General features: G+C 45.6%; 30 protein-coding genes. 6 read left to right on the top strand and 24 right to left on the bottom strand.

What is annotated here, in order from left to right:
- Position 1 precedes the first annotated feature (1 nt).
- Positions 2-142: a hypothetical protein gene (locus tag M1D94_RS04785; protein ID WP_456270440.1), complete on the bottom strand. Its 141-nt coding sequence runs from the start codon at positions 140-142 to the stop codon at positions 2-4.
- A gap of 278 nt (positions 143-420) precedes the next feature.
- Here M1D94_RS04785 and guaC point away from each other — a divergent pair, with 278 nt between their 5' ends.
- Positions 421-1,401 carry a GMP reductase gene (guaC, locus tag M1D94_RS04780; protein ID WP_041850572.1) on the top strand — a complete coding sequence of 327 codons (981 nt, stop codon included), beginning with the start codon at positions 421-423 and terminating at the stop codon, positions 1,399-1,401.
- A 73-nt stretch (positions 1,402-1,474) separates the two neighbouring features.
- On the opposite strand, the gene paiB is transcribed toward guaC, so the two are convergent.
- From paiB to M1D94_RS04750, 6 genes are all read right to left on the bottom strand, one after another.
- Positions 1,475-2,098 carry a protease synthase/sporulation negative transcriptional regulator PaiB gene (paiB, locus tag M1D94_RS04775; RefSeq protein WP_014480733.1) on the bottom strand — a complete coding sequence of 208 codons (624 nt, stop codon included), beginning with the start codon at positions 2,096-2,098 and terminating at the stop codon, positions 1,475-1,477.
- Positions 2,099-2,121: 23 nt separating this feature from the next.
- Positions 2,122-2,640, bottom strand: coding sequence for a spermidine/spermine N(1)-acetyltransferase (gene paiA, locus M1D94_RS04770; RefSeq protein WP_003244000.1), 519 nt, complete (start codon positions 2,638-2,640; stop codon positions 2,122-2,124).
- 337 nt (positions 2,641-2,977) lie between these two features.
- Positions 2,978-3,340: a HesB/IscA family protein gene (locus M1D94_RS04765; protein WP_003244166.1), complete on the bottom strand. Its 363-nt coding sequence runs from the start codon at positions 3,338-3,340 to the stop codon at positions 2,978-2,980.
- Between the two features lie 78 nt (positions 3,341-3,418).
- A complete protein-coding gene (gene dapF, locus M1D94_RS04760; RefSeq protein WP_085185920.1) occupies positions 3,419-4,273 on the bottom strand; it encodes a diaminopimelate epimerase in 855 nt (284 codons plus the stop codon).
- Positions 4,274-4,396: 123 nt separating this feature from the next.
- The gene (locus M1D94_RS04755) at positions 4,397-5,611 is read right to left on the bottom strand and encodes a NupC/NupG family nucleoside CNT transporter (protein WP_003228710.1); all 1,215 of its coding nucleotides are present in this window, start codon (positions 5,609-5,611) and stop codon (positions 4,397-4,399) included.
- A 136-nt stretch (positions 5,612-5,747) separates the two neighbouring features.
- A complete protein-coding gene (locus M1D94_RS04750; protein WP_003222913.1) occupies positions 5,748-5,984 on the bottom strand; it encodes a YuzB family protein in 237 nt (78 codons plus the stop codon).
- A gap of 262 nt (positions 5,985-6,246) precedes the next feature.
- On the opposite strand from M1D94_RS04750, the gene M1D94_RS04745 reads away from it, so the two are divergent.
- Positions 6,247-7,314 (top strand): NAD(P)/FAD-dependent oxidoreductase, encoded by a 1,068-nt coding sequence (locus M1D94_RS04745; protein ID WP_003228707.1) that lies wholly within the window; start codon positions 6,247-6,249, stop codon positions 7,312-7,314.
- Between the two features lie 25 nt (positions 7,315-7,339).
- On the opposite strand, the gene M1D94_RS04740 is transcribed toward M1D94_RS04745, so the two are convergent.
- Positions 7,340-7,666, bottom strand: a complete 327-nt coding sequence (locus M1D94_RS04740) for a YuzD family protein (protein WP_021480530.1) — start codon at positions 7,664-7,666, stop codon at positions 7,340-7,342.
- Positions 7,667-7,765: 99 nt separating this feature from the next.
- On the opposite strand from M1D94_RS04740, the gene M1D94_RS04735 reads away from it, so the two are divergent.
- Positions 7,766-8,101 (top strand): NifU family protein, encoded by a 336-nt coding sequence (locus tag M1D94_RS04735; protein ID WP_010886606.1) that lies wholly within the window; start codon positions 7,766-7,768, stop codon positions 8,099-8,101.
- 42 nt (positions 8,102-8,143) lie between these two features.
- On the opposite strand, the gene M1D94_RS04730 is transcribed toward M1D94_RS04735, so the two are convergent.
- From M1D94_RS04730 to cotNH, 5 genes are all read right to left on the bottom strand, one after another.
- Positions 8,144-10,117: a S9 family peptidase gene (locus M1D94_RS04730; protein WP_282627072.1), complete on the bottom strand. Its 1,974-nt coding sequence runs from the start codon at positions 10,115-10,117 to the stop codon at positions 8,144-8,146.
- A gap of 108 nt (positions 10,118-10,225) precedes the next feature.
- On the bottom strand, positions 10,226-11,155 hold the full coding sequence (gene thrB / locus M1D94_RS04725) for a homoserine kinase (RefSeq protein WP_003228699.1): 930 nt from the start codon (positions 11,153-11,155) through the stop codon (positions 10,226-10,228).
- The gene (gene thrC, locus M1D94_RS04720; RefSeq protein ID WP_282627220.1) at positions 11,152-12,210 is read right to left on the bottom strand and encodes a threonine synthase; all 1,059 of its coding nucleotides are present in this window, start codon (positions 12,208-12,210) and stop codon (positions 11,152-11,154) included. The genes thrB and thrC overlap by 4 nt, the downstream gene beginning before the upstream one ends.
- Positions 12,210-13,511, bottom strand: a complete 1,302-nt coding sequence (locus M1D94_RS04715) for a homoserine dehydrogenase (protein ID WP_003228694.1) — start codon at positions 13,509-13,511, stop codon at positions 12,210-12,212. Before M1D94_RS04715 ends, thrC begins: the two co-directional genes overlap by 1 nt.
- A 200-nt stretch (positions 13,512-13,711) precedes the next feature.
- Positions 13,712-14,731, bottom strand: coding sequence for a spore coat-associated protein CotNH (cotNH, locus tag M1D94_RS04710; RefSeq protein ID WP_101501428.1), 1,020 nt, complete (start codon positions 14,729-14,731; stop codon positions 13,712-13,714).
- Positions 14,732-14,883: 152 nt separating this feature from the next.
- Here cotNH and M1D94_RS04705 point away from each other — a divergent pair, with 152 nt between their 5' ends.
- Positions 14,884-15,384: a phosphatidylglycerophosphatase A family protein gene (locus M1D94_RS04705; RefSeq protein ID WP_003243814.1), complete on the top strand. Its 501-nt coding sequence runs from the start codon at positions 14,884-14,886 to the stop codon at positions 15,382-15,384.
- A gap of 26 nt (positions 15,385-15,410) precedes the next feature.
- Here M1D94_RS04705 and nucF read toward each other — a convergent pair whose 3' ends face one another.
- The 3 genes from nucF to M1D94_RS04690 are packed head-to-tail and all read right to left on the bottom strand — an operon-like array spanning position 15,411 to position 16,943.
- Positions 15,411-16,181, bottom strand: coding sequence for a 5' nucleotidase NucF (gene nucF, locus M1D94_RS04700; RefSeq protein WP_021480535.1), 771 nt, complete (start codon positions 16,179-16,181; stop codon positions 15,411-15,413).
- A gap of 28 nt (positions 16,182-16,209) precedes the next feature.
- Positions 16,210-16,644 (bottom strand): DUF86 domain-containing protein, encoded by a 435-nt coding sequence (locus M1D94_RS04695; RefSeq protein ID WP_021480536.1) that lies wholly within the window; start codon positions 16,642-16,644, stop codon positions 16,210-16,212.
- Between the two features lie 23 nt (positions 16,645-16,667).
- Positions 16,668-16,943, bottom strand: a complete 276-nt coding sequence (locus tag M1D94_RS04690; protein ID WP_003228682.1) for a YutD family protein — start codon at positions 16,941-16,943, stop codon at positions 16,668-16,670.
- 113 nt (positions 16,944-17,056) lie between these two features.
- Between M1D94_RS04690 and M1D94_RS04685 the strand changes: the two genes are divergently transcribed.
- On the top strand, positions 17,057-17,689 hold the full coding sequence (locus M1D94_RS04685) for a YhcN/YlaJ family sporulation lipoprotein (RefSeq protein ID WP_167568492.1): 633 nt from the start codon (positions 17,057-17,059) through the stop codon (positions 17,687-17,689).
- Positions 17,690-17,704: 15 nt separating this feature from the next.
- Here M1D94_RS04685 and lipA read toward each other — a convergent pair whose 3' ends face one another.
- On the bottom strand, positions 17,705-18,601 hold the full coding sequence (gene lipA, locus M1D94_RS04680; RefSeq protein ID WP_003222888.1) for a lipoyl synthase: 897 nt from the start codon (positions 18,599-18,601) through the stop codon (positions 17,705-17,707).
- A 234-nt stretch (positions 18,602-18,835) separates the two neighbouring features.
- On the opposite strand from lipA, the gene lytH reads away from it, so the two are divergent.
- Complete coding sequence (gene lytH, locus M1D94_RS04675; RefSeq protein WP_187001888.1) at positions 18,836-19,816, top strand: L-Ala--D-Glu endopeptidase; 981 nt, start codon at positions 18,836-18,838, stop codon at positions 19,814-19,816.
- A 27-nt stretch (positions 19,817-19,843) separates the two neighbouring features.
- On the opposite strand, the gene yunB is transcribed toward lytH, so the two are convergent.
- The 7 genes from yunB to M1D94_RS04640 form a co-directional block, all read right to left on the bottom strand.
- Entirely contained in the window at positions 19,844-20,611 is a 768-nt protein-coding gene (yunB, locus tag M1D94_RS04670) for a sporulation protein YunB (protein WP_015483652.1), read from the bottom strand.
- 72 nt (positions 20,612-20,683) lie between these two features.
- Positions 20,684-20,989 carry a YunC family protein gene (locus M1D94_RS04665; RefSeq protein ID WP_019712942.1) on the bottom strand — a complete coding sequence of 102 codons (306 nt, stop codon included), beginning with the start codon at positions 20,987-20,989 and terminating at the stop codon, positions 20,684-20,686.
- 64 nt (positions 20,990-21,053) lie between these two features.
- The gene (locus tag M1D94_RS04660; RefSeq protein ID WP_456270439.1) at positions 21,054-22,442 is read right to left on the bottom strand and encodes a bifunctional metallophosphatase/5'-nucleotidase; all 1,389 of its coding nucleotides are present in this window, start codon (positions 22,440-22,442) and stop codon (positions 21,054-21,056) included.
- A gap of 19 nt (positions 22,443-22,461) precedes the next feature.
- Positions 22,462-23,283, bottom strand: coding sequence for a sulfite exporter TauE/SafE family protein (locus M1D94_RS04655; protein ID WP_003228670.1), 822 nt, complete (start codon positions 23,281-23,283; stop codon positions 22,462-22,464).
- A 17-nt stretch (positions 23,284-23,300) separates the two neighbouring features.
- Complete coding sequence (locus M1D94_RS04650; protein WP_003243895.1) at positions 23,301-24,149, bottom strand: DUF72 domain-containing protein; 849 nt, start codon at positions 24,147-24,149, stop codon at positions 23,301-23,303.
- Between the two features lie 37 nt (positions 24,150-24,186).
- The gene (locus M1D94_RS04645; RefSeq protein WP_014480757.1) at positions 24,187-24,534 is read right to left on the bottom strand and encodes a YunG family protein; all 348 of its coding nucleotides are present in this window, start codon (positions 24,532-24,534) and stop codon (positions 24,187-24,189) included.
- Between the two features lie 96 nt (positions 24,535-24,630).
- Positions 24,631-25,971, bottom strand: coding sequence for an allantoinase (locus tag M1D94_RS04640; RefSeq protein ID WP_456270438.1), 1,341 nt, complete (start codon positions 25,969-25,971; stop codon positions 24,631-24,633).
- Between the last annotated feature and the right edge of the window lie 157 nt (positions 25,972-26,128).

Genomic DNA, 26,128 nt, shown 5'->3' with positions numbered 1-26,128 from the left:
TTTATTTGAAGATATTTATATAATTCAATGCAGTTCCTACAACCAGCGCAATCAAAAGGGCTGCGACTACCCAGATCATTGCCATAATAATGCGGTCCTGAATCTTTTGGGACTTCGGTGTTTTTTCTTCGTTTTGGGCCATCTTATTCGCTCCTTTCCCATGTCCATGCCATAAAGAAAGCCTGGTGCTGAACGACCAAGCTTTGCTGAACGTATATCATTCGCGTTTTGATCCGCTCTCTAAGACCATTCGTTAAAACTATGATACCTAAACTCACCCTGCATGACAAGCTTCGGCACTTGCACCACACCTGCCAGCAAATCATAATGTTTGACATCCTAAATAAAACAGAGTACATTATAGAAGGCGAACATTTCATATATTATACTTTTAAATATTCGTTTTTAGGAGTGAAAACCATGGAAAACGTATTTGATTACGAAGATATTCAGCTAATTCCTGCAAAATGCATTGTAAATAGCCGTTCAGAATGTGATACATCCGTACGTTTAGGCGGACGTACATTTAAATTGCCCGTCGTCCCTGCCAATATGCAGACGATTATAGATGAAAAACTAGCGATTTCATTAGCCGAAAATGGCTACTTTTATGTGATGCACCGATTTGAACCTGAAAATCGGATTGATTTTATTAAAGATATGAACGCACGCGGGTTATTCTCTTCTATCAGCGTGGGCGTCAAAGATGAGGAGTATGAATTTGTCCGCCAGCTGGCAGAAGAAAATCTGACTCCTGAATACGTGACAATTGACATTGCTCACGGGCACTCAAATGCTGTCATTGAAATGATCCAGCACCTTAAAAAACATTTGCCGGACAGCTTTGTTATTGCTGGCAACGTCGGAACGCCAGAAGCAGTCAGAGAGCTTGAAAATGCGGGAGCGGATGCCACTAAAGTCGGCATCGGACCGGGAAAAGTATGTATTACGAAAATCAAAACCGGCTTCGGCACAGGCGGCTGGCAATTAGCAGCGCTGCGCTGGTGTGCCAAGGCTGCCAGCAAACCGATTATCGCGGATGGCGGCATCCGCACCCATGGTGACATCGCAAAATCAATCCGATTCGGCGCAACGATGGTCATGATCGGTTCACTATTTGCCGGACACGAAGAATCGCCAGGCCAAACGATCGAAAAAGACGGAAAGCTTTACAAGGAGTACTTCGGCTCAGCCTCTGAATTCCAAAAAGGCGAAAAGAAAAATGTCGAAGGCAAAAAAATGCATGTGGAGCATAAAGGCTCAATCAAGGATACACTGATTGAAATGGAGCAGGATCTTCAATCTTCTATTTCTTATGCAGGCGGAACAAAGCTTGACGCCATCCGCAATGTGGATTATGTGATTGTGAAGAATTCCATTTTTAATGGGGATAAATATTAATCATAAAAAAACGCCAAGTCAGCGGTTCTCCGCTTGAGTTGGCGTTTTCTGCTACTTCTTCAGCAAAGTAAGCTTATATTTGCTTTTTGAATTTATTTTCCATCAGTTCTGCCATTTGTTTTGCATTTGGATTTTCTTCATTTTGCAACTGTTCAATGATGTTCATATAATCCGTTTCATTTCGGTTCTGGCTTAATTTATATGCCGCTTGAATGTCTTCCACCTTAATCTTAAATCCAACGATACCTTTCAATTCACGTTCTAAGAGTTTTGGAGAAAGCTTATCCCATAAAACAGGATTGTCACGATGTTTTTCGTATTTCTCCAGCATGATTGTTAATTCTTCTGCTAATTCATCTTTCTCTAACATACTTGCTTTTCCATACATGTGGACAGCCTGATAATTCCACGTCGGAACATTTTCGCGCGAATACCAGGAAGAAGAAATATAAGCGTGCGGTCCCTGAAACATCACAAGCACATCTTCACAGGCTTCAAACGTTCTCCACTGAGGATTTCCATAAGCGAAATGCCCCGTAATATAGTAATGATCGTCTTTTTTATTGAATCCTAACGGCAAATGTGTGGCAATTGGTTTTCCTTGTTCTGTTGTGACAACCGTACCAAAGGAGTTTTCTTGTACAAAATTCCAAATTTCTTCAGCATTTGTGACCTTAAAATATTTTGGAATATACATCATCATCCACCCTTCGAAAAATGTTATATGAGTGTTTTAGCCATGATTAAATCCGTTTGCTCTTCATCACCCATATAAAAAGAGTGGGCGCCGGTCTGAACAAACCCCATTTTCTTATAAAAGGCGATGGCATTTTCATTTTTTTCCCACACACCTAGCCAAATGTTCTTTTTATTACGTTCCAGCGCAATTTCTATCGCTTTATTCAGCAGATGTTTGCCAAGCCCATGTTTTTGAAAGCTGTTCTTTATATAAATTCTCTCGATTTCAAGTGATTCAGCACCCATTTCTTCAGACTGAGCATCATCGATATTGACTTTTACATATCCAGCGATTTCATGATCAAAGTAAATAAAAAAGAATTGCGAAGACATATTGGATAACTCTTTTTCCAGCTGCTCAGTGTTAAATGCGCTTTCTAAATAGGCTTTCATATTTTCAGGTGAGTTCTGTTCCTTAAAAGTGTCATTGAATGTTTCAATACTCAATTGTTGAAGTGTTTGTAAATCTTCCCGGCTGCATTTTTTCATTTTTACACTCATTGTTCGGATTCAGCCCCTTTATTTTAAATTCAATTGTCTAGTGTCCCTTTTATATATTTAAACACGGAACAGATACTGGCCTTGTTACCAGTCCAAAAATCTTCTTCATCACCAACTCCCTATCATGTTTTTGTTGTAAATGCAATAAAATATACTCCGCATTAAATATAGCGTAACTTTGCTGTATTTACAACAAAAATCAAACAACAAAGCAGCGTTTCTCTTGCCGAAGTCCCCGGAACTCTCTGCATCATTTCCCCATAATAAAAACGCCTCCCTTAACGATGATTTATCGCTAAGAAAAGCGTCATTAATAGTTGCTATCCGTTTTTAGTGCCTAGCACTCTTCAGGCTTGCCTGCATTCGTTGCTGTTCTGAACGAAGAACCGCAGCCGCATGAAGCGATGGCGTTTGGATTGTCGATGGTGAAGCCGCCGCCGAGCATGGATTGTTTATAATCAATCACGGTGCCGTTCATGATGTCAAGGCTTTCTTTGTCAACTAGAACAGTGATGCCGTGCTGATCAAACACACTGTCTGATTCACTCTTTTCATGCTCAAAGCCCATGCCGTAAGAAAGTCCGCTGCAGCCGCCGCCTTTGACGCCTACACGCAGAAACGCGTTTTCTTCTTCATGCTCTTTCATCATATCTTTTATATGCAAAGCTGCTGCTTCTGTAATTGTTACCGGGTTGCTCATCATTGTGAACCTCCTTTTAAAAACCGGTTGCTGTCTTTTATTATAAACATGATCGTTCCAATTCTCAAACAAGGTGTTTTACAAGAAATAGACACCCTCACAAACGGTTTCAGCCGGCCCTGTCATCATTACATGACCGTTATCTTTCCAGTTTATCACCAAATCCCCGCCTGCTAAATGCACCGTGATGTCTTGATTTCGCTTTGATACGCCGTTTAAGACAGATGCGACGGCCGCTGCACATGCTCCTGTCCCGCATGCCTGAGTAATCCCTGATCCCCGTTCCCAGACGCGGAAATGCAATTCTTGTTCATTCACGGTTTCAACGAATTCCACATTGATGCCTTCCGGAAATCTCGGATCTTTCTCAATCACCGGCCCCAGTGTCGTTAAGGGTGCCTGTTCAATGTCTGCGATCGGAAAAACGATATGCGGATTTCCCATTGAAACGGCAGTGCCTGTTAGTTCTACTTCACCAAATGCCATCGTTTCATTGATTGTGTGCTCTTCCCCGCCGTTAAGCATCGGAAGCTCGGATTTTGTCAAGCGCGGTTCGCCCATATCGACAGTGACCACATTCACTTTTCCGTTTTCGACTTGAACCTCCGCTTTTACAAGCCCGGAGAGAGTTTCAATCAGAAAAGATGTTTCCTCAACCAGTTTATGCTCATATGCGTATTTTGCGACACAGCGCAGGCCATTGCCGCAGTTTTTCCCTTCAGACCCGTCATTATTAAAAATCCGCATTTTGACAGGCGCTTGGTCTGATGGGCATATCAGGATCATTCCGTCCGATCCGATCCCTGTATAAACAGAAGAAACCTGAATTGCAATCTCTGACAGTTTTTCTTCTGGAAGCTGTTCTTCAAATTGATTCACATAAATATAACTGTTTCCCAGGCCGTGCATTTTGGTAAATCGAAATGAGTTCATAGGTGCCTCCAACTTTTTTTTCTTTTTCTTAGTATAAAAGCTATTATAAGCGGACACAATACAATTATCCCCCGTTTTTCATACATAAAAGCTCCTTGCACTGACGCAAGGAGCTTTTATCGTTTATATAAACATGCCGGCAATGGCTGCGCTGAGCAGATTGGCTAATGTTCCTGCAAGAACAGCCTTCAGGCCGAGACGTGCGATATCTGAACGGCGGCTGGGCGCTAATCCGCCCAGCGTACCAAGCATAATCGCAATTGATGAAAAATTGGCGAATCCGCATAACGCGAAACTGATAATGGTAGCAGTTTTCTTAGAAAACTCGCCGATGTGCGGACCGAAGTTAGAATAAGCGACAAACTCATTCAGCACCAATTTCTGGCCGATATAGCTTCCCGCCTGCAATGCTTCATGCCAAGGCACGCCAATCAAAAAGGCGATAGGAGAAAACACATAGCCGAGAATGGATTCTAATGTTACGCCTTTTAAACCGAACAAGCCGAAAGCCCCGCCGAGAATACCGTTTACTACAGCGATTAACGCAACGAACGCAAGCAGCATCGCCCCAACGTTTAACGCAATTTGCAGTCCTGTTGACGCTCCCTTTGCAGCTGCGTCAATGACATTGGCTGCGCCTTCGCCTTCATCCATTTTGAAATCGCTTTTTACGGTTTGCGTTTTTTCCGTTTCGGGTATAATCAATTTACCAAAGACTAGTCCAGCTGGAGCAGCCATAAAGCTGGCCGCCAGCAAGTATTCAATCGGAATACCGAGAAGCGCGTACCCAAACAAGGTAGATCCCGCTACTGCCGATAGACCGCTCGTCATAATCGTAAACAACTCAGAGCGCGTCAGCCCGGCAATCAGGGGTTTGATCACTAACGGAGATTCTGATTGTCCTACAAAAATATTGGCAGCAGCCGCCAGAGATTCCGTTTTGCTTGTTCCAAGGAGCTTCGACAATCCGCCGCCAATGACACGGAAAACGAGCTGCATGATTTTCAAATGATATAAAACTGCAATCAGTGCTGAGAAGAAAATGATAACGGGCAGTACACTTAATGCAAATGCCGGACTGTCTCCGACCTTTAGAAGCGGTCCAAAAATAAAACTGATGCCTTCATTCGCATAGTCAATCAGAAGCTGTACACGGCTTGAAAACCATAAAAAAACAGCGCGTCCCGCTTCCCATTTCAACACGATGTATCCAAACGCCACCTGTGTGCATAAACCAACGATGACGGTTCTTATCTTAATATTGCTTTTCTTTTCTGAAAATAAAAACGCGATAGCAATGATCGCAACTGCGCCCAGCAGCCCCCACAGAACATTCATGAATACTCGTACACCTCTTAAATTTTATTTAAAAAAATATCTTTTATACGATAACAATAATATTTTTTGATGTCTACACATTTTTTTAGTTCTTTTGTACGGCAAAATAAAAAAGGGCCTGTCCAGGCCCTTTTCTTTAAAACATTGGATTTTCTTCAATAAAGGTATATATATTCTCAACAAGCTCAGCAGGCGTTTCACCCATGACGACTTCTCCGTTTACCAGAGCGAAAAGCGATTCCATGCATGTCCCGCAGTAGCTTAAGCAGCCATATTCAAGGACATCAAGGTTGGGATCCTTCTCCAAAATCGCCCGGGCTTCCTGAGAGCCGTGAGCCAGATTGCTGACACAAAATTCAATCATTGGATTCATGCGGTTTCACCTCACATATGTCCATTATCGCGAATTTTTCACTATTCGTCAAAGACAACGGATGATTCAAAATTTATTATCGTAACATATTATTTCTCAAATAACGTTTTACTAATTTGTGTTTTCAGGCTAAATTGTAGGTTATTTTGAAACTATTATTGTGATTTTAGATCAAATTCGATATAATTCTAGATGTTATTTTACATAGTTCGTATTTTCTTCAATGTATCTATCATACTCTTCGGATTAAAGGGGAATTCAAATGAAAAAATTGGTCTTGATCGGCGGAGGTTACGGGAACATGCGTGTTCTTCATCGCTTATTGCCAAACCAGCTGCCTGATGATGTTTCAATCACGTTAATTGACAGAAATCCTTATCACTGCTTGAAAACAGAATATTATGCCCTTGCCGCAGGCACAATTTCTGACCATCATATCAGAGTGTCATTCCCAGAGCACCCTCGCCTGGATGTCCAATACGGTGATATCACATCAATTGATATTGTACAAAAACAAGTGCTGTTCCAAGATCGTGAACCGATTTCTTACGATGACGCCGTAATCGGGCTCGGCTGTGAGGATAAATATCACAACGTGCCGGGAGCGCCTGAATTCACCTACAGTATTCAAACCATCGATCAGTCCCGCGAAACCTACCAAAAGCTGAATAATCTGAGCGCTAATGCCACCGTCGCCATTGTCGGAGCGGGCTTAAGCGGCGTTGAGCTTGCAAGTGAATTGAGAGAAAGCCGTGATGACCTGAACATTATTTTGTTCGACCGCGGTAATCTCATTTTATCAAGCTTTCCCGAGCGTTTAAGCAAATATGTGCAAAAATGGTTCGAAGAGCACGGTGTCCGCATTATTAACAGGGCAAATATCACAAAAGTAGAAGAAGGCGTTGTGTATAACCACGATGATCCGATTTCTGCAGACGCCATCGTGTGGACAGCCGGCATCCAGCCAAACAAAGTCGTCAGAGACTTAGATGTGGAGAAGGACGCACAAGGGCGTATTGTATTAACGCCTCATCACAATCTTCCAGGTGATGAACATCTGTACGTTGTCGGCGATTGCGCCAGCCTTCCTCATGCGCCGAGCGCCCAGCTGGCAGAGGCTCAAGCAGAGCAGATTGTCCAAATCTTGCAAAAACGCTGGAATGGAGAAGCCCTGCCTGAATCAATGCCGCAGTTTAAGCTGAAAGGCGTCCTCGGTTCACTCGGAAAAAAAGCCGGCTTCGGGCTTGTTGCTGACCGTCCGCTGATCGGCCGTGTTCCGCGTATGCTGAAATCCGGCTTGCTGTGGATGTATAAACACCATAACGGTTAATGATAGAGAAGAACCGCTGATCAAGTCAGCGGTTTTCTGTATACCCATGCTTCTCCATTTCCTCATAAACGTCTTTTAATTTTGGATTGCCTTCACCGACAATTTTGTCTTCTACGAGAACAAGCGGATAAAAATACTCGTCATTTCTGATTTTTTCCGCAAGCTCTTTCGCATGTTCATTGTCAGGCGGCTCATGAATATCGATGTACTGCATCTCAAAAGGCTGATTTGGATATTTTCTTTTCAGCGCAGCCTCAAGCCACTCGTATGTATCCTTGGCTGTCGGCATATTGACACAGCTCGCACAAACGGTCTCTGCCCCGTACACGCTTAGCATGACTGGTTTCATCACTTGTAAACGCCCCCTTCTCCTATGTAAGTCCTTTCTTTTAAGTATACAGAGCCAAAGGACGTTTTTATAGAAAAAAACCGTTTTTGTGTTGAAGTCTGAATGTGCTATAATAGAGAGAGCAACTTTGCAAACCAAACAATAGATTTTTATTGTTACACTGAATATAATGGTTTTATGACGACGAAAGGAGCGAATGTCATGACTGAAGTTGAAATGAAAGAACAGGTGCAGGAAGTACTGGACAAACTTCGTCCGTTTTTACTTCGTGACGGCGGTGACTGTGAGCTTGTAGACGTAGATGAAGGTATCGTTAAGCTTCGTCTTCTAGGCGCATGCGGCAGCTGCCCAAGTTCAACAATTACGCTGAAAGCCGGAATTGAGCGCGCTCTTCTAGAAGAAGTGCCGGGTGTCGTTGAAGTAGAACAAGTCTTTTAATAAAGCAGCCAGGCGGATATTTGATCAGCCTGGCTTTTTTTATTAGAGATATTGGTCAAACCATGAGCTGATATAATTCAGGCGCTTGATCCGCTGTCTTGGGTGTCCGGTGCGTGACAAATTGTGCGATGCATTCGGAAACCGGACAAGCATGGTTTCCTTGCCCATTTTTTTCAGAGCGATAAACAGCTGCTCCGCCTGCTCGATCGGGCATCGGTCATCCCGCTCGCCATGCAGAATCAAAAGCGGTGTCTCCACGTTTGCTGCGTATTTTAAAGGAGACCGGTCCCAGAGCTTTTCTGTGTCCTCAAACATGTCATGCTCAAGCTGCCAGTCTGTAAAGAAATAGCCGATATCACTGACGCCGTGAAAGCTGATCCAGTTTGATATCGAGCGCTGGGTAACGGCAGCTTTAAAGCGGTTCGTCTGCCCGACGATCCAGTTGGTCATAAAACCTCCGTAGCTTCCGCCCGTGACACCGAGCCGCTTAGGATCAATATGCGGATCTCGCTTGATAGCCTCATCCACAGCTTGCATCACATCGTCATAATCCTTTCCTCCATAATCCCCTCTGACCGCATTCACAAATTCCTGCCCGTAGCCGTGGCTTCCTCTCGGATTGATATAAACGACCGCGTATCCTTTCGCCGCCAGCACCTGAAACTCATGAAAATATGTATGTCCGTACATCATATGCGGACCGCCGTGTATGTTGAGAATAAGTGGATATGTTGTCTCACCTTCCATTTGTGCAGGCTTCATCAGCCAGCCGTTCACCGTCACGCCGTCTTCTGTAGCATATTGAATCTCTTCAGGTATTGATATCATATGCTCACTGACAAACTTGTCATTCGCGCCAGTCAGCTGTTTCTCTCCCTGTCCAAGCGGGATACTGTAAAGCTCACTCGGTCTGTCCGGCTTTGTCACACTGGCAATAAAGTGCTGTTCATCAGGTGAAAGAGAAAAGCTATTGATGTACTCTTTTTCCAGGCGAACTGGATACACAAGGCCTTCAATCGAAATATAATAGATGCCCGTACTGCCTTGATCTGTGCCGATGACATAAAACCCTTGGCTGTCCTTTGTCCAAATCGGGCGCTGTTCAGCACCACCGATCAATGAATCTCCAATCAGCGCATCCGCTAAATGAACGTCCAGCATCTCAGTCAGACATGTGAGGCGGCCTTGTTCGATATCATAGAGCCACGCCTTTGAGAGCGTTGCATTCTTATATTCCTTTTCATTTCCAAGCAAAGCAAGATACCTTCCGTCTGGTGAAAATGAACTAGATCCGAATGAGCCGCGATGAGGTGTAACCTGCTTAAGATCTCCAGACTCCAATGACATCATGTAAACATCATGCGGCTTGCTGGCATCATCTGTTTCAGTTAAATTAGCTGAGAAAACAAGCCATTTGCCGTCAGGAGAAAAAGCAGGATCACCATGATCAGCTTTGTGACTTGTCAGCTCCTTCATCTCACCCGACTTTACGCTGACAAGCACAAGCTGGGCATACACGCCTCTCGTCAGCCCTTTGCCGTCCCGTTTGTAGGAGAGGCTTTGCACTTCAACAGGTTCATAGCTGTCCTGCTCTGTTTTTTCTCGGTCATCAATGCTTTCTCCCTCTCCTAAACTGACAGTGACCAGAATCGATTCGCCATCCGGGGACCATATTGGCTTTGACACGCCATACGGGATATCAGTCAGTTTTCTCGCTTCTCCGCCTTCAGCGCTCATCATATACAGCTGTGCCGCATCGCCTTCTCGATCAGAAATAAAGGCAAGCGTGCGCCCGTCCGGAGACCATCTTGGGTCGGTGCTTCGCTTTTCTCCATGTGTCCAAGGAACAGATCCGCCCGTTTTCGTTTCATAGATCCATATATTTGATGTATACGAATCTTTCTCTTGATTTACTTGTGACTTTACATATGCGGCACGGGTGCCGTCTGGGGCGTATTGAGGATCGGTCACAGAGACAATCGCTGTGATGTCTTCTGCGGTTATCAGCTTTTTCATATTCATCTCCTCCTTTTTACATGTATTTCGTTTTTCTAAATAAAAACTCCTTTATCTCCAGCAAAAAAAAAGCGCCCTCCGCTGACGCTGAGGAACGCTTGGCATGATCTATACACTTTTTACTTGATATAAAGGATTTCGCTCTATTATACTTCCCTCTTTCGGAACGGTCAAAGCGTCTACTTCACAATGAGGGAAATGAAGCGCGAGCTGTTCTTTTAGCTCTTCTCCCTTTCCTTTTTCGGTCATGACGAGAATCGTTGGGCCTGCTCCGCTGAGAGCCGTTCCATATGCGCCCTTCATCTCGGCGACGTGCTCTACTTTTGACAGCTCAGGCACAAGCATCGCCCGGTACGGCTGATGGAACATATCCTTCTTCATGATTTTCCCGACAAGCGGCCAATCCTTCGACATGATCGCAGCAATGAGGATATTGCTGACAGCACTTGCTTTTACGGCATCGGCATATGGAAACTCCTTCGGAAGCACGTCTCTCGCGTCTCTTGTCAGCACTTCATAAAAAGGAATGACAACGACTACGTCAATGTCAGCATTCGGGACGCGGATCATTTGGGTCTCGTCATCCTCATGCAGGCCGATCACAAGTCCGCCGACGAGAGAAGCGCCAGCATTGTCCGGGTGTCCTTCTTCTAGACTGGCTAAATGCAGCTTGTCCGCTTCAGACAGCTTTAAGCCGCATAATTCATCAGCCAGTTCAATGGCCGCTACAATCGCCGCGGCGCTGCTGCCAAGGCCGCGTGCAAGCGGGATGTCGCTCCACACCTTCACATGGACAGGAGGCATTTCTTTTCCGTACAAATCTGCGGTCCGTTTAGCCACTTGATAGATCAGGTTATCTGTACCCGCCGGAATTCCGGCGACTGTTTCTGTTTCAGCCTCAAAAGACCATTTGTCGCTTTCAAAGACGGTCAGCTTCAAATATCTGCTGAGTGCCATTCCGACTGAATCAAAGCCGGGGCCTAGGTTAGCTGTGCTTCCGGGAACAGTGACAGAGAACAGCATGTCGGCTTCGTTCATACACGGGCCGCTCCTTTTACATATTCAAGGATGCTGTCTTCATCAGTCGGCAATGTGACAGGCTTGATTTCTGAAATGTCGACCGCTGTGTTCGGATCTTTCAGTCCGTTTCCTGTTAACACAGCTACGACCTTGCTGCCTTTCCGAATTTCTCCGGATTTCACCTGTTTCAGCACTCCTGCGATAGACGCGCAAGAACCTGGTTCTGCAAACACGCCTTCTACACGGGCGATCAACTGATATGCGTGAAGGATTTCATCATCAGTGACTTCGTCAATTTTCCCATTGGATTCCTCGGCTGCCTTTACAGCTTTGTCCCAGCTTGCCGGGTTTCCGATACGAATGGCTGTCGCTATTGTTTCCGGATTTTCAATCACTTCATTGCGCACGATTGCCGCCGCACCCTCAGCTTCAAAGCCGCGCATTTTCGGAAGGCCTGTGCCGTTTTTCTCATGATATTCCTTGAAGCCCTTCCAGTACGCAGTGATGTTTCCCGCGTTTCCGACCGGGATCGCTAAAACATCAGGCGCTTCCCCCAGCTGTTCGCACACTTCGAAGGCAGCAGTTTTTTGACCTTCAATGCGGTAAGGGTTGACTGAGTTGACAAGGGCAATCGGTGATTTCTCACAGATGGAACGGACAATTTTAAGCGCATCGTCAAAGTTTCCGTCAATTGCGATAATCTCGGCTCCGTACATGACAGCTTGAGCGAGTTTTCCAAATGCAATTTTTCCGTTCGGGATAATGACAATGCATTTCATGTTAGCACGGGCTGCATATGCTGCCGCAGCAGCGGAAGTGTTACCTGTTGACGCGCACATAATCGTGTCATTGCCTTCTTCTTTTGCCTTGGCCACAGCCATAACCATTCCGCGATCTTTAAATGATCCCGTAGGATTGACGCCTTCCGTTTTGACATGAAGCTCAATTCCGAGCTGCTCAGACAGCTTCGGCAGGTGAATAAGAGGTGTGTTTCCTTCATGTAAAGTTAGCGCCGGTGTTTGATCTGTTACAGGTAAAAATTCTTTATATTGATGGATAAGTCCTTTCCACATTAGCTCCAACCGTTCCCTTCTACACGATATGTGCTTTTGACTTCTTGAACGACTTCCAAATCATTTAGGTTTTGCAAAATATCACTGAAATCAGCTTCTGATGTATGATGTGTGACAATTACGATTTCAGCTAACTCATCATGGCCTTTAATTGGCAGCTGAAGGATTTTTTCAAAGCTCACGCCCCGCTCTGAGAACACAGATGTAATTTTCGAGAATGAACCAACCTCATCTTTTACATGAATTCTTAAAAACTGCTGTGCATAAATGTCAGACGGCGATTTCATGTTTTTCTCATATTGCGGTCCGACAAAGCTGTTGCCGGTTACACCGAGGCGCATATTTTTCATGACAGCGACGAGGTCAGAAACAACGGATGTCGCTGTCGGCATGCTTCCGGCTCCCGGCCCGTAGAACATCGTCTCACCGACAGCCTCGCCGTATACATAAACAGCGTTAAACTCATTATGAACAGCAGAAAGCGGATGGTGGTCAGGAAGCAGTGTCGGCTGTACGCTGACCTCGATTTTGCTGCCGTCACGCTGAGCAATCCCGATCAGCTTCATTGTATAGCCGAGGCGTTTGCTGAAGCTGATGTCCTCGTCTGTAATTTGGGAGATCCCCTTTACTTTGACGTCTTCCAAATCCACGTTCATCGAGAAGCCGAGGCGCGCCAATATCGCCATTTTCCGTGCGGCGTCAAGCCCTTCCACGTCAGAAGTCGGATCAGCTTCGGCAAAACCGAGATCCTGCGCTTCCTTGAGCACTTCCTCGTATGGGCTTTTCTCTTTGATCATTTTTGTTAAGATAAAGTTTGTTGTGCCGTTCACAATTCCCATCATTTTTGTAATTCGATCAGATGAGAGGCCTTCCTCTAACGTGCGCAGAATCGGAATCCCGCCGGCAACACTGGCTTCAAAGTAGATATCGCATCCATTTTCCTTCGCTTCAGCAAGCAGCTCGGAGCCGTATACAGCCATTAAGTCCTTGTTTGCTGTGACAACATGCTTTTTCGATCTCAGCGCGTCGACCAAATATTGTTTTGTCTGCTCAACGCCGCCGATCACCTCGATGACGACATCAACATCTGGATCATCAATGACATCATACACTTCTGTTGTAAGCACTTCTTTCGGCAAATCTACTTCTCTCTTTTTCTCTAAATCTTTTACAAGCACTTTTTTTATCGTAACCGGACAGCCGACCTGATGCATAAGCTTATCCTGATGGTCTTGAATAATTTTAACGACACCGCTTCCGACGGTACCTAAACCTAAAAGCCCTACACGAATCGCTTTCAAAAAAACTCCACCTTTCTTTTGATTGTCCTCTCGAAAAAGACAATTGTTAACTCAACACAGACATATAAGTTACAAACATTATATAAGCCCGCTCCTGTTTTGACAAGACAGCATTAGGCTGAATTTTGCGAATGTAAACGCTTAACGTATTGATATGACAAGATTCTTTATTTTCTAATTATTTTTGTAAGATTTTCTCCTCACCCTGAGCTGCCTTTGCCGAGCCAGCTGACGCGTGGAACAAACAGCTTCTGCGCCCTCATATTCATGAATTCCTGCGCTGTATTGAGAAATTGTTCATAACGCCCACAGTCATTAAGAATGAAGTCAAGCTGTTCTTCAAAATAATGCTTTTCTGATTCTGATGACATGTAATAGCTTTCCACGATTTCAAAATAATGAAGCGGGAAAAGCAGGCGGCTGTATAAAAGGCGTTTCGAAAATGAAGACAGCGGTGTGACTTGCTCGTATTCCTGTAAAAAGAGAAAGCCCTGCTGATTAAAATCTTGTCTGTGATGCAAAAACGTATGCCTCATATATTCAGCCAAATCACGGGAAGCGTGGTCAAACACCCAATCGGCCGGAATCCTGATCAATGATTCCGGTGACCATGTATGCCTTTCCATCCGCTGATGGCATATCGTTCCTGAATCAGCGGCTTGGGGCTTGTCATCCAGCTCAGTGTCCACTAAATATTGTATCGCGTTTTCTGACAGTCCTAAATAATAGGGAAATGATTCGATCATTTTTTTATCGAATGGCTCATGCGGAGGGGTCTGAACCTTTCTCTGCCAAAATGCTTCCAGCTGATCAATTCGTTTTCCCCACAGATCCTTCCACTGGCCGATTCTTCCGGCTGCCTTCACCTCATACGGATATCCTCGGCCTTTTCGGTGAAATTCCGCCAGCTCCGCTCCAATGGAGAACGCCCTGTTTGAATAAGGGGGGGCCGCCTTCAGCAGAGCGTACGTTTTTCCCTCATGTTCAAATGTCAGCTCACCTTCTTTTGTAAAGATAAAAACTGAAACGTATGGGTCACTTTGTTCTTGTAAATACTGACTCATGTAATAAAGCTCCGCCAGCTCTGTATCTGAGAATTGGGAAACGGGGACAATCAGAAAGTATGAATTAGGCGTCTGAAAGCATTGATATGTGTGCTGGTACATGGAAAGCTGCCTGATGTGAATGCCGTATTTTTCTTTTATTGTACCTTTCACCAAGATCACCTGCCTGTTGAATTAGGGCTCATCACATCGTAGTCATACACAGCCGGAATTATGAATACATATTTTAATCCGAAGAAGGCGCAAGAAAAAGTCGTAAACTTCTCAAGCATTTTGTATAAACTAGTAAAAAAGATTGGGTGAAGCTGATGTCAGAAAACGAACAATTCAGTCAGATGGAAGCTAAAGCAAGAGCACGGATGAAGGAGCGCGGCGTTGAGGTATCAGACATTGCCGAGCTTGTCTTTTTTCTGCAGAAAAAATATCATCCGGATCTAACCATTGATGAATGCACGCTGAACGTCAATCGTGTTCTCGCAAAACGCGAGGTGCAAAACGCGATTTTAACGGGCATTGAATTGGATGTTCTTGCTGAGCAGAAAAAACTGTCTGAACCGCTGCAAACGATGCTGGAAATAGATGAAAGCCTATATGGAGTAGATGAAGTTCTGGCATTTTCCATTGTGAACATTTACGGATCGATCGGGTTTACGAACTACGGTTACATCGACAAAGAAAAACCCGGAATCCTTAAACGATTGAATGATAAATCAACCGGTGAATGCCATACTTTTTTAGATGACATCGTCGGAGCGATTTCCGCCGCGGCTTCAAGCAGACTTGCTCACCGCGCGCGGCATACAGAATAAGGGCACCCTTTTAGGGCGCCCTTTTTTCAAATGTATGGAATCCATTCAGTCAGAGAGTCAATGGCGTGAGTCGGTTTTTCCATATCGTCTGTTATATGTTCTCTTTTCGTTACGCCTGTGTGAACGAGCAGCGTATCCATACCCGCGTTAATGCCGGCCATAATATCAGTGGCGTAGTTGTCGCCGACCATGAGTGTTTCAGACATATCAGTGCCGAGAACGCGCATCGCCTGCTCCATAATAATTGATTCCGGCTTGCCGATAAATACAGGCTGTACACCTGTAGATACGGTTAACACTGATGTCAGTGAGCCGTTTCCCGGCAGAAGCCCTCTTTCAGTCGGAATCGCAATATCTCCGTTAGTGGAAATAAAGCGGGCGCCATTTCTGATTGCCAGGCAGCCGACAGCAAATTTTTCGTATGTAATGGAACGGTCGATGCCAACAACGACAAAGTCCGCGTTTTCTCCGCCAAATGTCAGGCCATTTTCTTCAATCGCCTGGCGGATTCCTTCCTCCCCAATCACATACACAGACGCGTCTTTTTTCTGCTGTGCAATGTGCTGGGCAGTTGCCATGCTGGTCGTGAAGACCTGCTCTTCTGTTGCCGGAATATCAAAAGACACGAGCTTGTCCGCTACCTGCTTCGGTGTGCGCGAAGAGTTGTTTGTCACGAAAAGATAAGGAACGCCGCGATCTTTCAGCGTTCTGACAAATTCACACGCTTCCTCGATTTTTTCCGTGCCATTGTACATCGTTCCGTCTAAATCAATTAAATACCCTTTATATGTTTTCATATCCAACACTCCTGTGGCTTTCCAGTTGTTATTTAAACGCGGAAACAGGTCCTAGCTCTGTTTCCAAATAGCTTCTGATCCGTTTCGGGAAGTCCTGAAGAGCTGTTTGATGCGCCTTGATCAGCCTGTAAAGCTCGCCGCTGTCAGCGAGCAGATAGTGTTGAACCAACGTTTTGCGGTAGGCGATCAATTTCTTGAGCTCAGCACCCTCTTTTTCCGTGACAACTTTCTCATCAACAAGTATATCCATAATGTCGTCATAGCTGCCCGGGTCCCGCATAATAAAGCCGTCAATCATGTCATTGCCTGTATCCAAAATGCATTCGATTAACAGATGGCCTATACGCTGAAGTGCCAATTCCCCGATTTCAGACTGCCAGTCTGTTTGTGAGTCAAATAGCGCCAGCTGGTGCTCGAAGAACCCTAGTGTTTTCTCGATTTTGCTTCTGTCAACAAAATACATGACAGCATCCCCTTTGTGTATATTTATTTTCTGATCCGTTTCAAGACAAAATACGCACAGCCGAAATTGCAGTATTCGTAAATATATTCATCTAATGTGCTGATTTTCGTTTCGAAGGTTGCCTTTTGATTCTGGTCGTCAAAGAAGCCCTTGAGCCTTAACTGACCATATCCCCAGTCTCCCACAATATAATCGTATTTATTTAATATATCGGAGTAGCGGGCTTTAAAAGCCTCTTCGTTGAAGCCGTCTTTGAAATTGTGCACCAATTCAAATTCGGCATTTTGAATAAGAATCATGATCTCACCTCTTTTTCACTCATTCCTATCATAATTCATTGCCCCGTCCCCATCAATTGCTAAAGAATAAATCATGCGATTTGGCTACCCTACACATGAGGAGGGATTGATAAATGAAACGAACCGCTGTCAGCCTCTGCCTGCTGACCGGACTATTATCCGGGTGCGGAGGCGCAGGATTGGATAATGCCCAAAATGTCCGGAATCAGACGCAGAATCAAACCAAACCCATTCATGTGTCGGACCGCAACGAGGCTTTTAACAGGCATAATGAGAACGAACAATTTGGCTATGTCCGCTATCAAAAAGAACAATTTGACGGAGACCAGCAGAAAACGCCGGTGATGAACCGGGAAGAAACCGCTCACATGATATCAAGTTTAACGGTTCAGCTCCCCCATATTCAAGATGCTGCGACATTGGTGACTGACCGAGAAGCGCTTGTCGTATACAAAACCGATTCTAAAAACCGGGAGCTGACCGCCGATCAGGTGAAAAAAACAGCGGCTTCCGTGATACCGCGATACTATCACGTGTATATTTCCGATAATCCAAACCATATGCAGTCCGTCGAAAATTACAGCAATCTCGGCTCTGGTTCAAGGGATATCAGAGAGATCATGTCGGGGACGCTTCAAGAAATGAAAACCTCCCCGCAAGGAAGCCCTGTCTCAGAGAATGAAAATGCCAATGGAGAAACGCGTCAGGACATGAAAATCGATAGGAATGACAAAAACGCCAGATGATCTGGCGTTTTGGCATTATGCTTGGGCTTGACGCTTTTTAGATGCTTCGTTTACTTGTTCATCCGCATGGTAAGAGGAACGGACAAGCGGACCGGCTTCACAATGGCTGAAGCCTTTTTGCATCGCGATTTCTTTTAATTCTGCAAATTCATCAGGATGGTAGTATTTTTGGACTTTCAAGTGTTTCTTCGTCGGCTGCAGATATTGGCCGATTGCCATAATATCCACGTTGTTCGCCAAGAGGTCGTCCATTACTTCAATAATCTCTTCTTTTGTTTCGCCGAGCCCGATCATGATACTTGATTTTGTCGGAATGTCAGGCTGCATTTCCTTCGCACGGCGCAAAAATTCCAATGAACGGTCGTACGTCGCACGCGCGCGGACTCTTGGCGTCAGGCGGCGAACCGTTTCGATATTGTGATTCAGGATGTCTGGGCGTGTATCCATTAAGGTTTTTAGGTTATCGTAGTTTCCGCCCATATCAGACGGCAGCACCTCAATTGTTGTGAACGGGCTTTTTCTGCGGATCGCACGGACAGTTTCCGCGAAAATGCCTGCCCCTCCATCTTTCTGATCGTCACGCGCAACAGCCGTAATAACCGCGTGCTTCAGATTCATAAGCGCGACTGAATCCGCTACGCGTTCCGGCTCTTGCAGGTCAAGCTCAGTTGGAAGGCCTGTTTTGACAGCACAGAAACGGCATGCTCTTGTACAAACAGAACCTAAAATCATAAATGTCGCTGTACGTCTGACAGCCCAGCATTCATGAATATTCGGACATTTTGCTTCTTCGCATACGGTATGAAGGTTGTTTTCCCGCATGAGTTTTTTGAGCCCTGTATAGTTTTCATTTGTATTTAATTTAATTTTAAGCCATTCGGGCTTTCTGAGGTGTTCGTCTTTCTTTGCCAATTCCCATCATCTCCAATATCCAATATACTCAATTTCTGACACGAAACATTCTGAAAACGAGAAAGGTGCAGATTTTAGTTCTGCAACAAAAATAATGTTTTTCTAACTAAAGAAAGTCTTTTCTTTAGACACTTTAACATAGGAAAAATTTCTCGACAAGGGAAGATGATTACTGACATTTTTAAGCCGGGTTGCCGCAAACTATGTGTATTCAATATGAAAGGAGATTATTTTGTGAAAGTTTTGTTATCCGCTCTTCTTCTCCTTTTGTTTGCATTTGAGCCTTCTGCGTCTGGAAAAAAACTTTCAGATCCAGTGCTGTCGAAACGGATGGAATTATATCATAAAATCGAAGCTGTGACGCAGATCCCTTGGTATGCGCTCGCCGCTGTTGATCAATACGAAGAAAACGTGCGGAGCAACCGGAAAGATCTGCCTGAAAAGGCGGGAATCATCAGCATCTATATACCCGATGATATCTGGAGCGGGCCTGAAAACCCGAATCCGAAAGACGATGCGCCGTTAAGCATTAAAGTGTTTGACGGAATCGGAATGGATGGCGATGGAGACGGGAAAGCCGAGGTCAGCAACGATGAAGATATCTTGTATACGTTCAGCCAATACTTACTGTCGTATGGCACAGATGAAGACAACATCCGGATCGGGCTTTGGAATTATTACCGGCGTGATCAGACAGTGGGGATTATATCTGAATTCATGAAGCTGTTTAAAGCCTACGGCCATATTGATCTGGGCGAGCATGCATTCCCGCTTCCGATCAGAACCGATTACAGCTACCGAAGCACGTGGGGAGATGCCCGCGGCTTCGGTGGAAGGCGGATTCATGAAGGTACGGATATCTTTGCCCATTACGGCCTTCCTGTCAAATCCACATGTTACGGCGTAGTTGAAATGAAGGGCTGGAACCGCTTCGGAGGATGGAGAATCGGCATCAGGGACATTAACAATACGTATCATTATTTTGCCCATCTCAATGGGTTTGCCAAAGGGATTAAAACAGGACAAATCGTTGAGCCTGGCCAAGTGATCGGATCAGTCGGCAGCTCCGGATACGGCCCGCCGGGAACCGCCGGGAAGTTCCCGCCGCATCTGCACTATGGCATGTACAAAGATAACGGAAGAACCGAATGGTCATTTGATCCATACCCGCATTTGAGGGCGTGGGAGCGATATGAATACAAAAAAAAGAAGTAACAAAAAGCCGCCTCTTCGACAGGCGGCTTATTTGCTGCTTTTTTCTTTTTTTGAATCAGCACCGTCTTCTTCTTTGCTGCTCGGGAGCTGGACAGAAGGCGTGACACCCGAGCCGCCGCTTCCATTATAAAACTGCGGCACTTCGCCCTGCACTGCTTTAATCGATACAGGAACATTATTTGTGACGACAGCGGTTTTGCTGGCAAATGGAATGATGACCTTCACTTTAATTTCGACAAAGATGCTGATATCAATAAGTGCGTTATTTATGCCATACGGCTTGATTTTGGTTTTGACATCTGTAAAAGCGTCACCGATTAAATTGAACCGGACCGGGATTTTCGGCCCGAGGTTTCCAAGAAGGCTGTTGCCGGTTACCTGTCCCAGCGGAATGTTGATCATAATGTTTTCACTGGCGCCGCTGTGTCCGGTATGGGTTTCCATCTCTTTCAAATGAGCCTGAAGCTGCTTTGTCACTTTTGTTTTCACACTGTTTACAACCTGTGTATTAAAATCGATTGTCGTTAAGTTTCCGTTTTCATCAGAATTCATTTGAAACATATCTTTCATATTTTCACTGTCAGACATATAGTCCTCAATCGAATCCTGGATCACCTCTGTCGCTATACGCTTCGTTTCCATCTCGCCGATGTCCATTAAAACAGGTTTGATCGAGCCATTGATCATCCAAAGGCTGACCGTTGTTGACAGGATAAAAAAGACAACGGACAGGAGCATCACGTAACGGAAAGGCAAAGGTCCTCTCTTGCGAAAAGGGCCGCGATATCTTGGCAAGAAAATCCCCCCTTACATATCACAATGTATGCTTGTAAGAGGGGACATAGTAATAGCCGGGGCCAATTTATTTTATTTCACCATTTTTAAAAGCGCTTCTCTGCCGCTCATGCCGACTTTGATGCCAAGATCTTCCGCAGCGTACGTGACGGATTCTAAAGGTGCGTCTAACAGCTGGTCAATGGTGCGGACACCAACTGCGCGTCCCGCCACAATGCCGCGCTCCTTTAATTTTTCATTCAGCAGCGCCACATCCAGCGCACCGCACATAATATATCCGTGATCATTGGCGACGGCCATAAAATTCGTTTTGGGAAGCTTTACTGTCACAGCTGTAAAAGGCTGTCCTTCTATCATGATCGGTGTCAGGTTTACCACGTCAACCACTCCCTTCATTCATCACTTTATGATGAAGGGCACAGCTTGTTGTGGGCTGACTGCCTTATTGCACAAGCTTCCAAGCAAGCAGATCCCGCAAAAATTCCGGCATAAAATATTCTTTTTCTGCAGCGTCGCGAATCAACGGAAACAGTTTGCCGAGCGTAAACATATCAAGCACCGCAACGGAGTATTGTTTATGTTTTTTAATATCTTCCCCGTTCAGTGTGATCCGGGTGACGTGGGTGATCCCGTCATCGAGCCGTTTCGTTTCTACCTCCACGCCGGCATACACCATTTTCCCCATCACTTCTCCGCGAAAGCCAAGTCCTTTGATCCGGAGCTGCTCCATTTGTTCGGAAGCGGCATGGACAATGGTTTCCTTCAATTCTTCTCCCGTCAGGCGGACAGCCACCGGGTTGATCGGATGCGGACAGATGCGGTGCAGATCCAACTTTGTCACAGGACCTGCTTTTAGCGGACCGAGAATGACACCTGAATTGACCATACTGATGTCCGTCTCACACCATTCCTTTAAGGCGTATGCCAAAAGCAAAGGCAGCTCTGATTCTTCAAACCACTTCACCTCAGCATCTTGTGCAAGCTCTGCAACGGCATCGGACAGTTTCTCCTCGGCTTCACGTTCTTTTTCATTGAGAAACGCTTTTGTTTCTGCGGATTCTCCTGTCCATTCCGCCATGTTCTGCACAGAAGCCGTTTTGCTGATGATGCTTTGCTGTACGCTGTCCACCGTGATTTCTACACAGCCGACATAATGCCCGTATTTCTCGGCGCTGGCCAGCAGTACCCCATTCACCACTTGTCCATCTTCAAGCAAATGATGGGTATGTGATTCGAGGATTACATCAATCTCAGGTACCGCTTCAGCCACTGCCTGATCATCAAGAATGCCTAAATGTGACAGCAGAACGATAATATCAGCCTGCCCTTTCACTTCCCGAATGGTTTCCTTTATGCTTTCAAGAGCATCCGTTACTGTCCATCCCAGCTTGTCATATACAGGATAATACGGCACAGTTACACCTAAGAAAGCAATGGACATACCGTTTTTCAATGATTTGATATGGTAAGGCACCGCCCAGGACGGACGGTTTCCATTTTTATCAAACAGGTTAGAGACGATGACAGGAAATTCAGCATGATCATATAAGGCAGCAAGCTCTTCATGCGGAAGCGTAATCCCTTCGTTATTGCCGATCGCCGCTCCATCAATGTGAAGGCGGTTTAAGAGATCGACATTCGCTTTTCCGAATGTCGCCTCTGTCACGAATTGAAAACGATCAAGATGATCGCCAATATCAAAAACGAGCGTCTCTTCGCCGTCTGACTGATGCTCTTTTCTTTTCTGCTCGATATAATCTACAATTTTCGGCCAATTTTCAAAATGGCTGTGCAAATCATTTGTATGATATAAGCGGAGCTTCTCCTTCATAATATCTCTCCCTAATCGTTCAGCTGAAAATGCCTTCATAAATGAGCTGGCAGCCGATCAAAATCAATACGATCCGCATGATCATAACGATCGTTTTCGTCTGCATTTTTCTGTTGATGGCGGCGCCAAGCTTTCCGCCGAACCAAGCGCCGGGCACAAGCGCGAGGGCGTACAGCCAATTGACGTGCCCGGAAATCATATGTGAAACAGACCCTGTCATAGAAGACAGGAAAATAATAAACATGGACGTTGCCACCGCAACCTTCGGCGGAAACAGAAATAACAGCATCATCGCCGGAACCATCAGTGATCCGCCGCCTATACCGAAAAGTCCGCCTAAAAAACCGACAACAAAGGCAATGGCAATACCCACAGAGGCCTGATATGAGTACGTATAAGGCTCACCGGCATCATCCTGAAATGTCCGGATAATTCCTTTGTGCGCTTTGTTGATTGGCCGGGCTTTCGCTTTCAGCATTAAGGATAATGAAATCAGAATCATAAAAATGCCAAACCAAACGGAAAACGAGTTTGAATTGAACAGCTTTGACACGTAAGCCCCGATCATGCTGCCGGGACCTGAACCGATAAAGAAAATGAGCCCGCTCTTATAATCAACTGTTTTATATTTAATATAAGCCAAAGTTGAAGAAAGGCCCGTAAAAATAATGACCAAAAGCGAAGTTCCAATCGCAACCTGCGGCGTCACATCCTGAAACAGCTGCGTCACTGTGCTTAAAAACATCAGAGACGGCACAATGACAATTCCGCCGCCAAGCCCGATCAGACTTCCTACCGTACCTGCGATTAATCCCAGTACGACCAAAATCACAAACGACATCAATAAAAACCTCTTTTCTAAAATAAATCGAGCTGTCTCGGAGCAAGTCCGCTGTACTCGATATCAAGCAGTTCAAGCATCTGCTTGCCATTATCCGCAGCGTCACCGCCGGAATTATTGTTGAACAGGACAAAAACATCCTTACATTGCTGCTGCAATTCATTCAGGTGCTTTTTCCAATCCTCCAGCTCCTGTTGGTTGTAGCGGTATAAGTACCTGACCTCCCGCCAGTTTTTCCCGCCATCAGGCTTCATCCAGCCCTGCTTGTTGCGTCCGTGAAATCTGACGAGCGTTTTGTTTTCATCGGTCGCGCGCAGCACAGTCGGAACGCTGCCTTCTCCGATTTGTGGTTCATCACAGACACTGTGAATCCAGCCTTCCGCTTTCATAAATGAAAGCGTCTGCTCATAAAATGGCGGCGAGAACCAGGAACGGTTTCTGAATTCAAGCGCACAAGGGATATCTCCCATTTGGTGCTTGCACCATCTCAAATAGGCGACATTCTCCTTCTTGCAGTCAAACCACGGCGGAAATTGAAACAGCACCATGGCGAGCTTATTGCTATGTAAATATGGCGTTAAAGACACCTTAAACGCATCAAACATCTCCTCTTTTGAGTCAAAGGGAATTTCGCCGCGCTGATGCCCTGTCATGCCCTGATATGCTTTCACGATAAATTGGAAGGTTTCGGGCGTTTCCTTCACCCACTTTTCATTATTGCGCGCCGGCTGAATCGCGTAAAAGCTCGCGTCTAATTCCACGATCGGAAAATGGGAGGAATAGGCCTGCAATTTTTTCTGGCTGGCCGTTTTCGGCGGATAGATGCTGTCATGATCCCCCCACCCCGTCAGTCCGATATAAATCACACTCATTCACCTCTCTTCCAGTTTATCACACGTGTTTTCAGGTTTCCTTGGAAATGCTGTTCATATGGCGGGAAAATGCAGAACGAAGATGCTGATATTGTTCCTCATTCGTATCTAAAAACGCCTCTTCTCTTGAGGAAGGAATATGCTGATATTCAATAGGCGCCTGAAACTGCTCACTCGTAAAATCGTACATCACACCATTGATGCTGTTGTAAAAATGCCAGCTCTCACCGACTTTTGTTTTGAAAATCGTGCCGCCGAAATGGTCTTGAATCACCAATGCCGTCACGCCGCATTGGCCGCATGACGGGCATTCTTCCGTCCATTTAGAGCTCGAATGACGCGACCAGGATTGCTTAAGTATGTATTTGACATGCTCCATCGCCTCCGCCTCCTTTAAAAAAAGATACCACGTTGATGAGATTTTAAAAACTAGAACGGAGGAAATCAAAAAACCCGGCGGTAAAATCCGCCGGGCTTACGAAGGAACGACCAGAGCTCCGTCAATTTCAGTGATTTTTTCCCCATCATTGTACACGCACCGGCCTTTGCTGTAAGTGGCCGAAATGCTGCAGGGAAATGTATGTCCTTCGTAAATGCTTTTTTTATGCTTTGCAAACATCGATTCTCTTGTAACAGTGTACGGCTCCATGCTGACGAGCACGAAATCTGCATCACACCCCGCCTCAAGCCGCCCTTTTTTCTGAAGGCCGAATCGTTTTGCAGGGGCCGCCGCTGTCCATTCTGCGATGGTTTCAAACGGAATCTGATGCTCAAGCGCCAGTTCCAGCATTCCTAATAAAGTGAACTGCCCGCCGCTGATTCCGCCCCATGATAAAAACATGTTATCCTCCCGCTTCAAGGATGGACGGCAGGGGGAATGGTCTGAGGAAACCATGTCAATGTCCCCGGCAATGAGCGTCTCGATCAGCGTCTCTTTTGATTGCCGTAACCGGAGCGGAGGCGCGCATTTTGCGACAGAGCCCCTTTGCCGTAAATCGTCATGGCTGAACAAGACATAATGCGGGCATGTTTCAACCGAAACATTAAGACCTTCCTGTTTCGCCTCTCTGATCAGCCGGACCGCTTTCGCCGTGCTGATATGGACAAAATGAACCGGACAGCCTGTCACCTTCGCATACTGAATCGTGCGATACACCGCTTCAACTTCTGCTTCCTCCGGGCGGGAGGCGGCGTACGCATCCGCATCCACCTTTCCTTTATTGGCCAAAACCATCTGCAAGTAGCTTGTGATCGCGTCGCTTTCCGCGTGGAGAGCGAGGATTTTTCCTGCAGCCGCGATTTCTGCCATGCCTTTGAGCAATGTCCGTTCATCAACAGAGCGGAACTCATCAGTGCCTGACTTTGATAAAAACGCTTTAAACCCGATCGCTCCCGCTTCAGCCATCGGACGGATGTCCTCGATATGGCCTGGCACAAGGCCGCCCCATAGCGCAAAATCCACGGCAGATTTTTGCCTGCCTAGCTCAGCTTTTGCGAGAAGATGCTCTGCCGTCACGGTTGATGGAATACAGTTGAGCGGCATATCAAAATAGGTGGTGCAACCGCCTGCGGCCATCATTTGAGAACCTGTTTCAAACCCCTCCCAATCCTCCCTGCCTGGTTCATTAAAATGAACATGGCAGTCTATCACACCAGGAAACACGTATTTCCCGTCTGCCTGGATGATTTCCGTCCCGCTTGCTTCAATGTCAGAACCTATCTCGGCAATGACACCGTTTTGAACTGCAATCTCAGCTTCTATAACGCCATCTGGCGTAACTGCCTTCGCACCTTTTATCACCATATCGTAAGCCATATTGATCCCCCCATGTCAGGATGACGATTTTTCATGTCAGTTTATGTAACACAACCAGTTCTATTTTCAACAGTTTACTGCTACTATGATCGTATTACATCAGCAAAACCGCTAGAATTCCTATTGAAAATTATTCACCTTAACCAATGTTTTTATA

Source organism: Bacillus sp. JZ109, from assembly GCF_053903135.1.
Note: the sequence above shows the minus strand (reverse complement) of the source record. Positions and strands in the feature narration are given on the sequence as shown.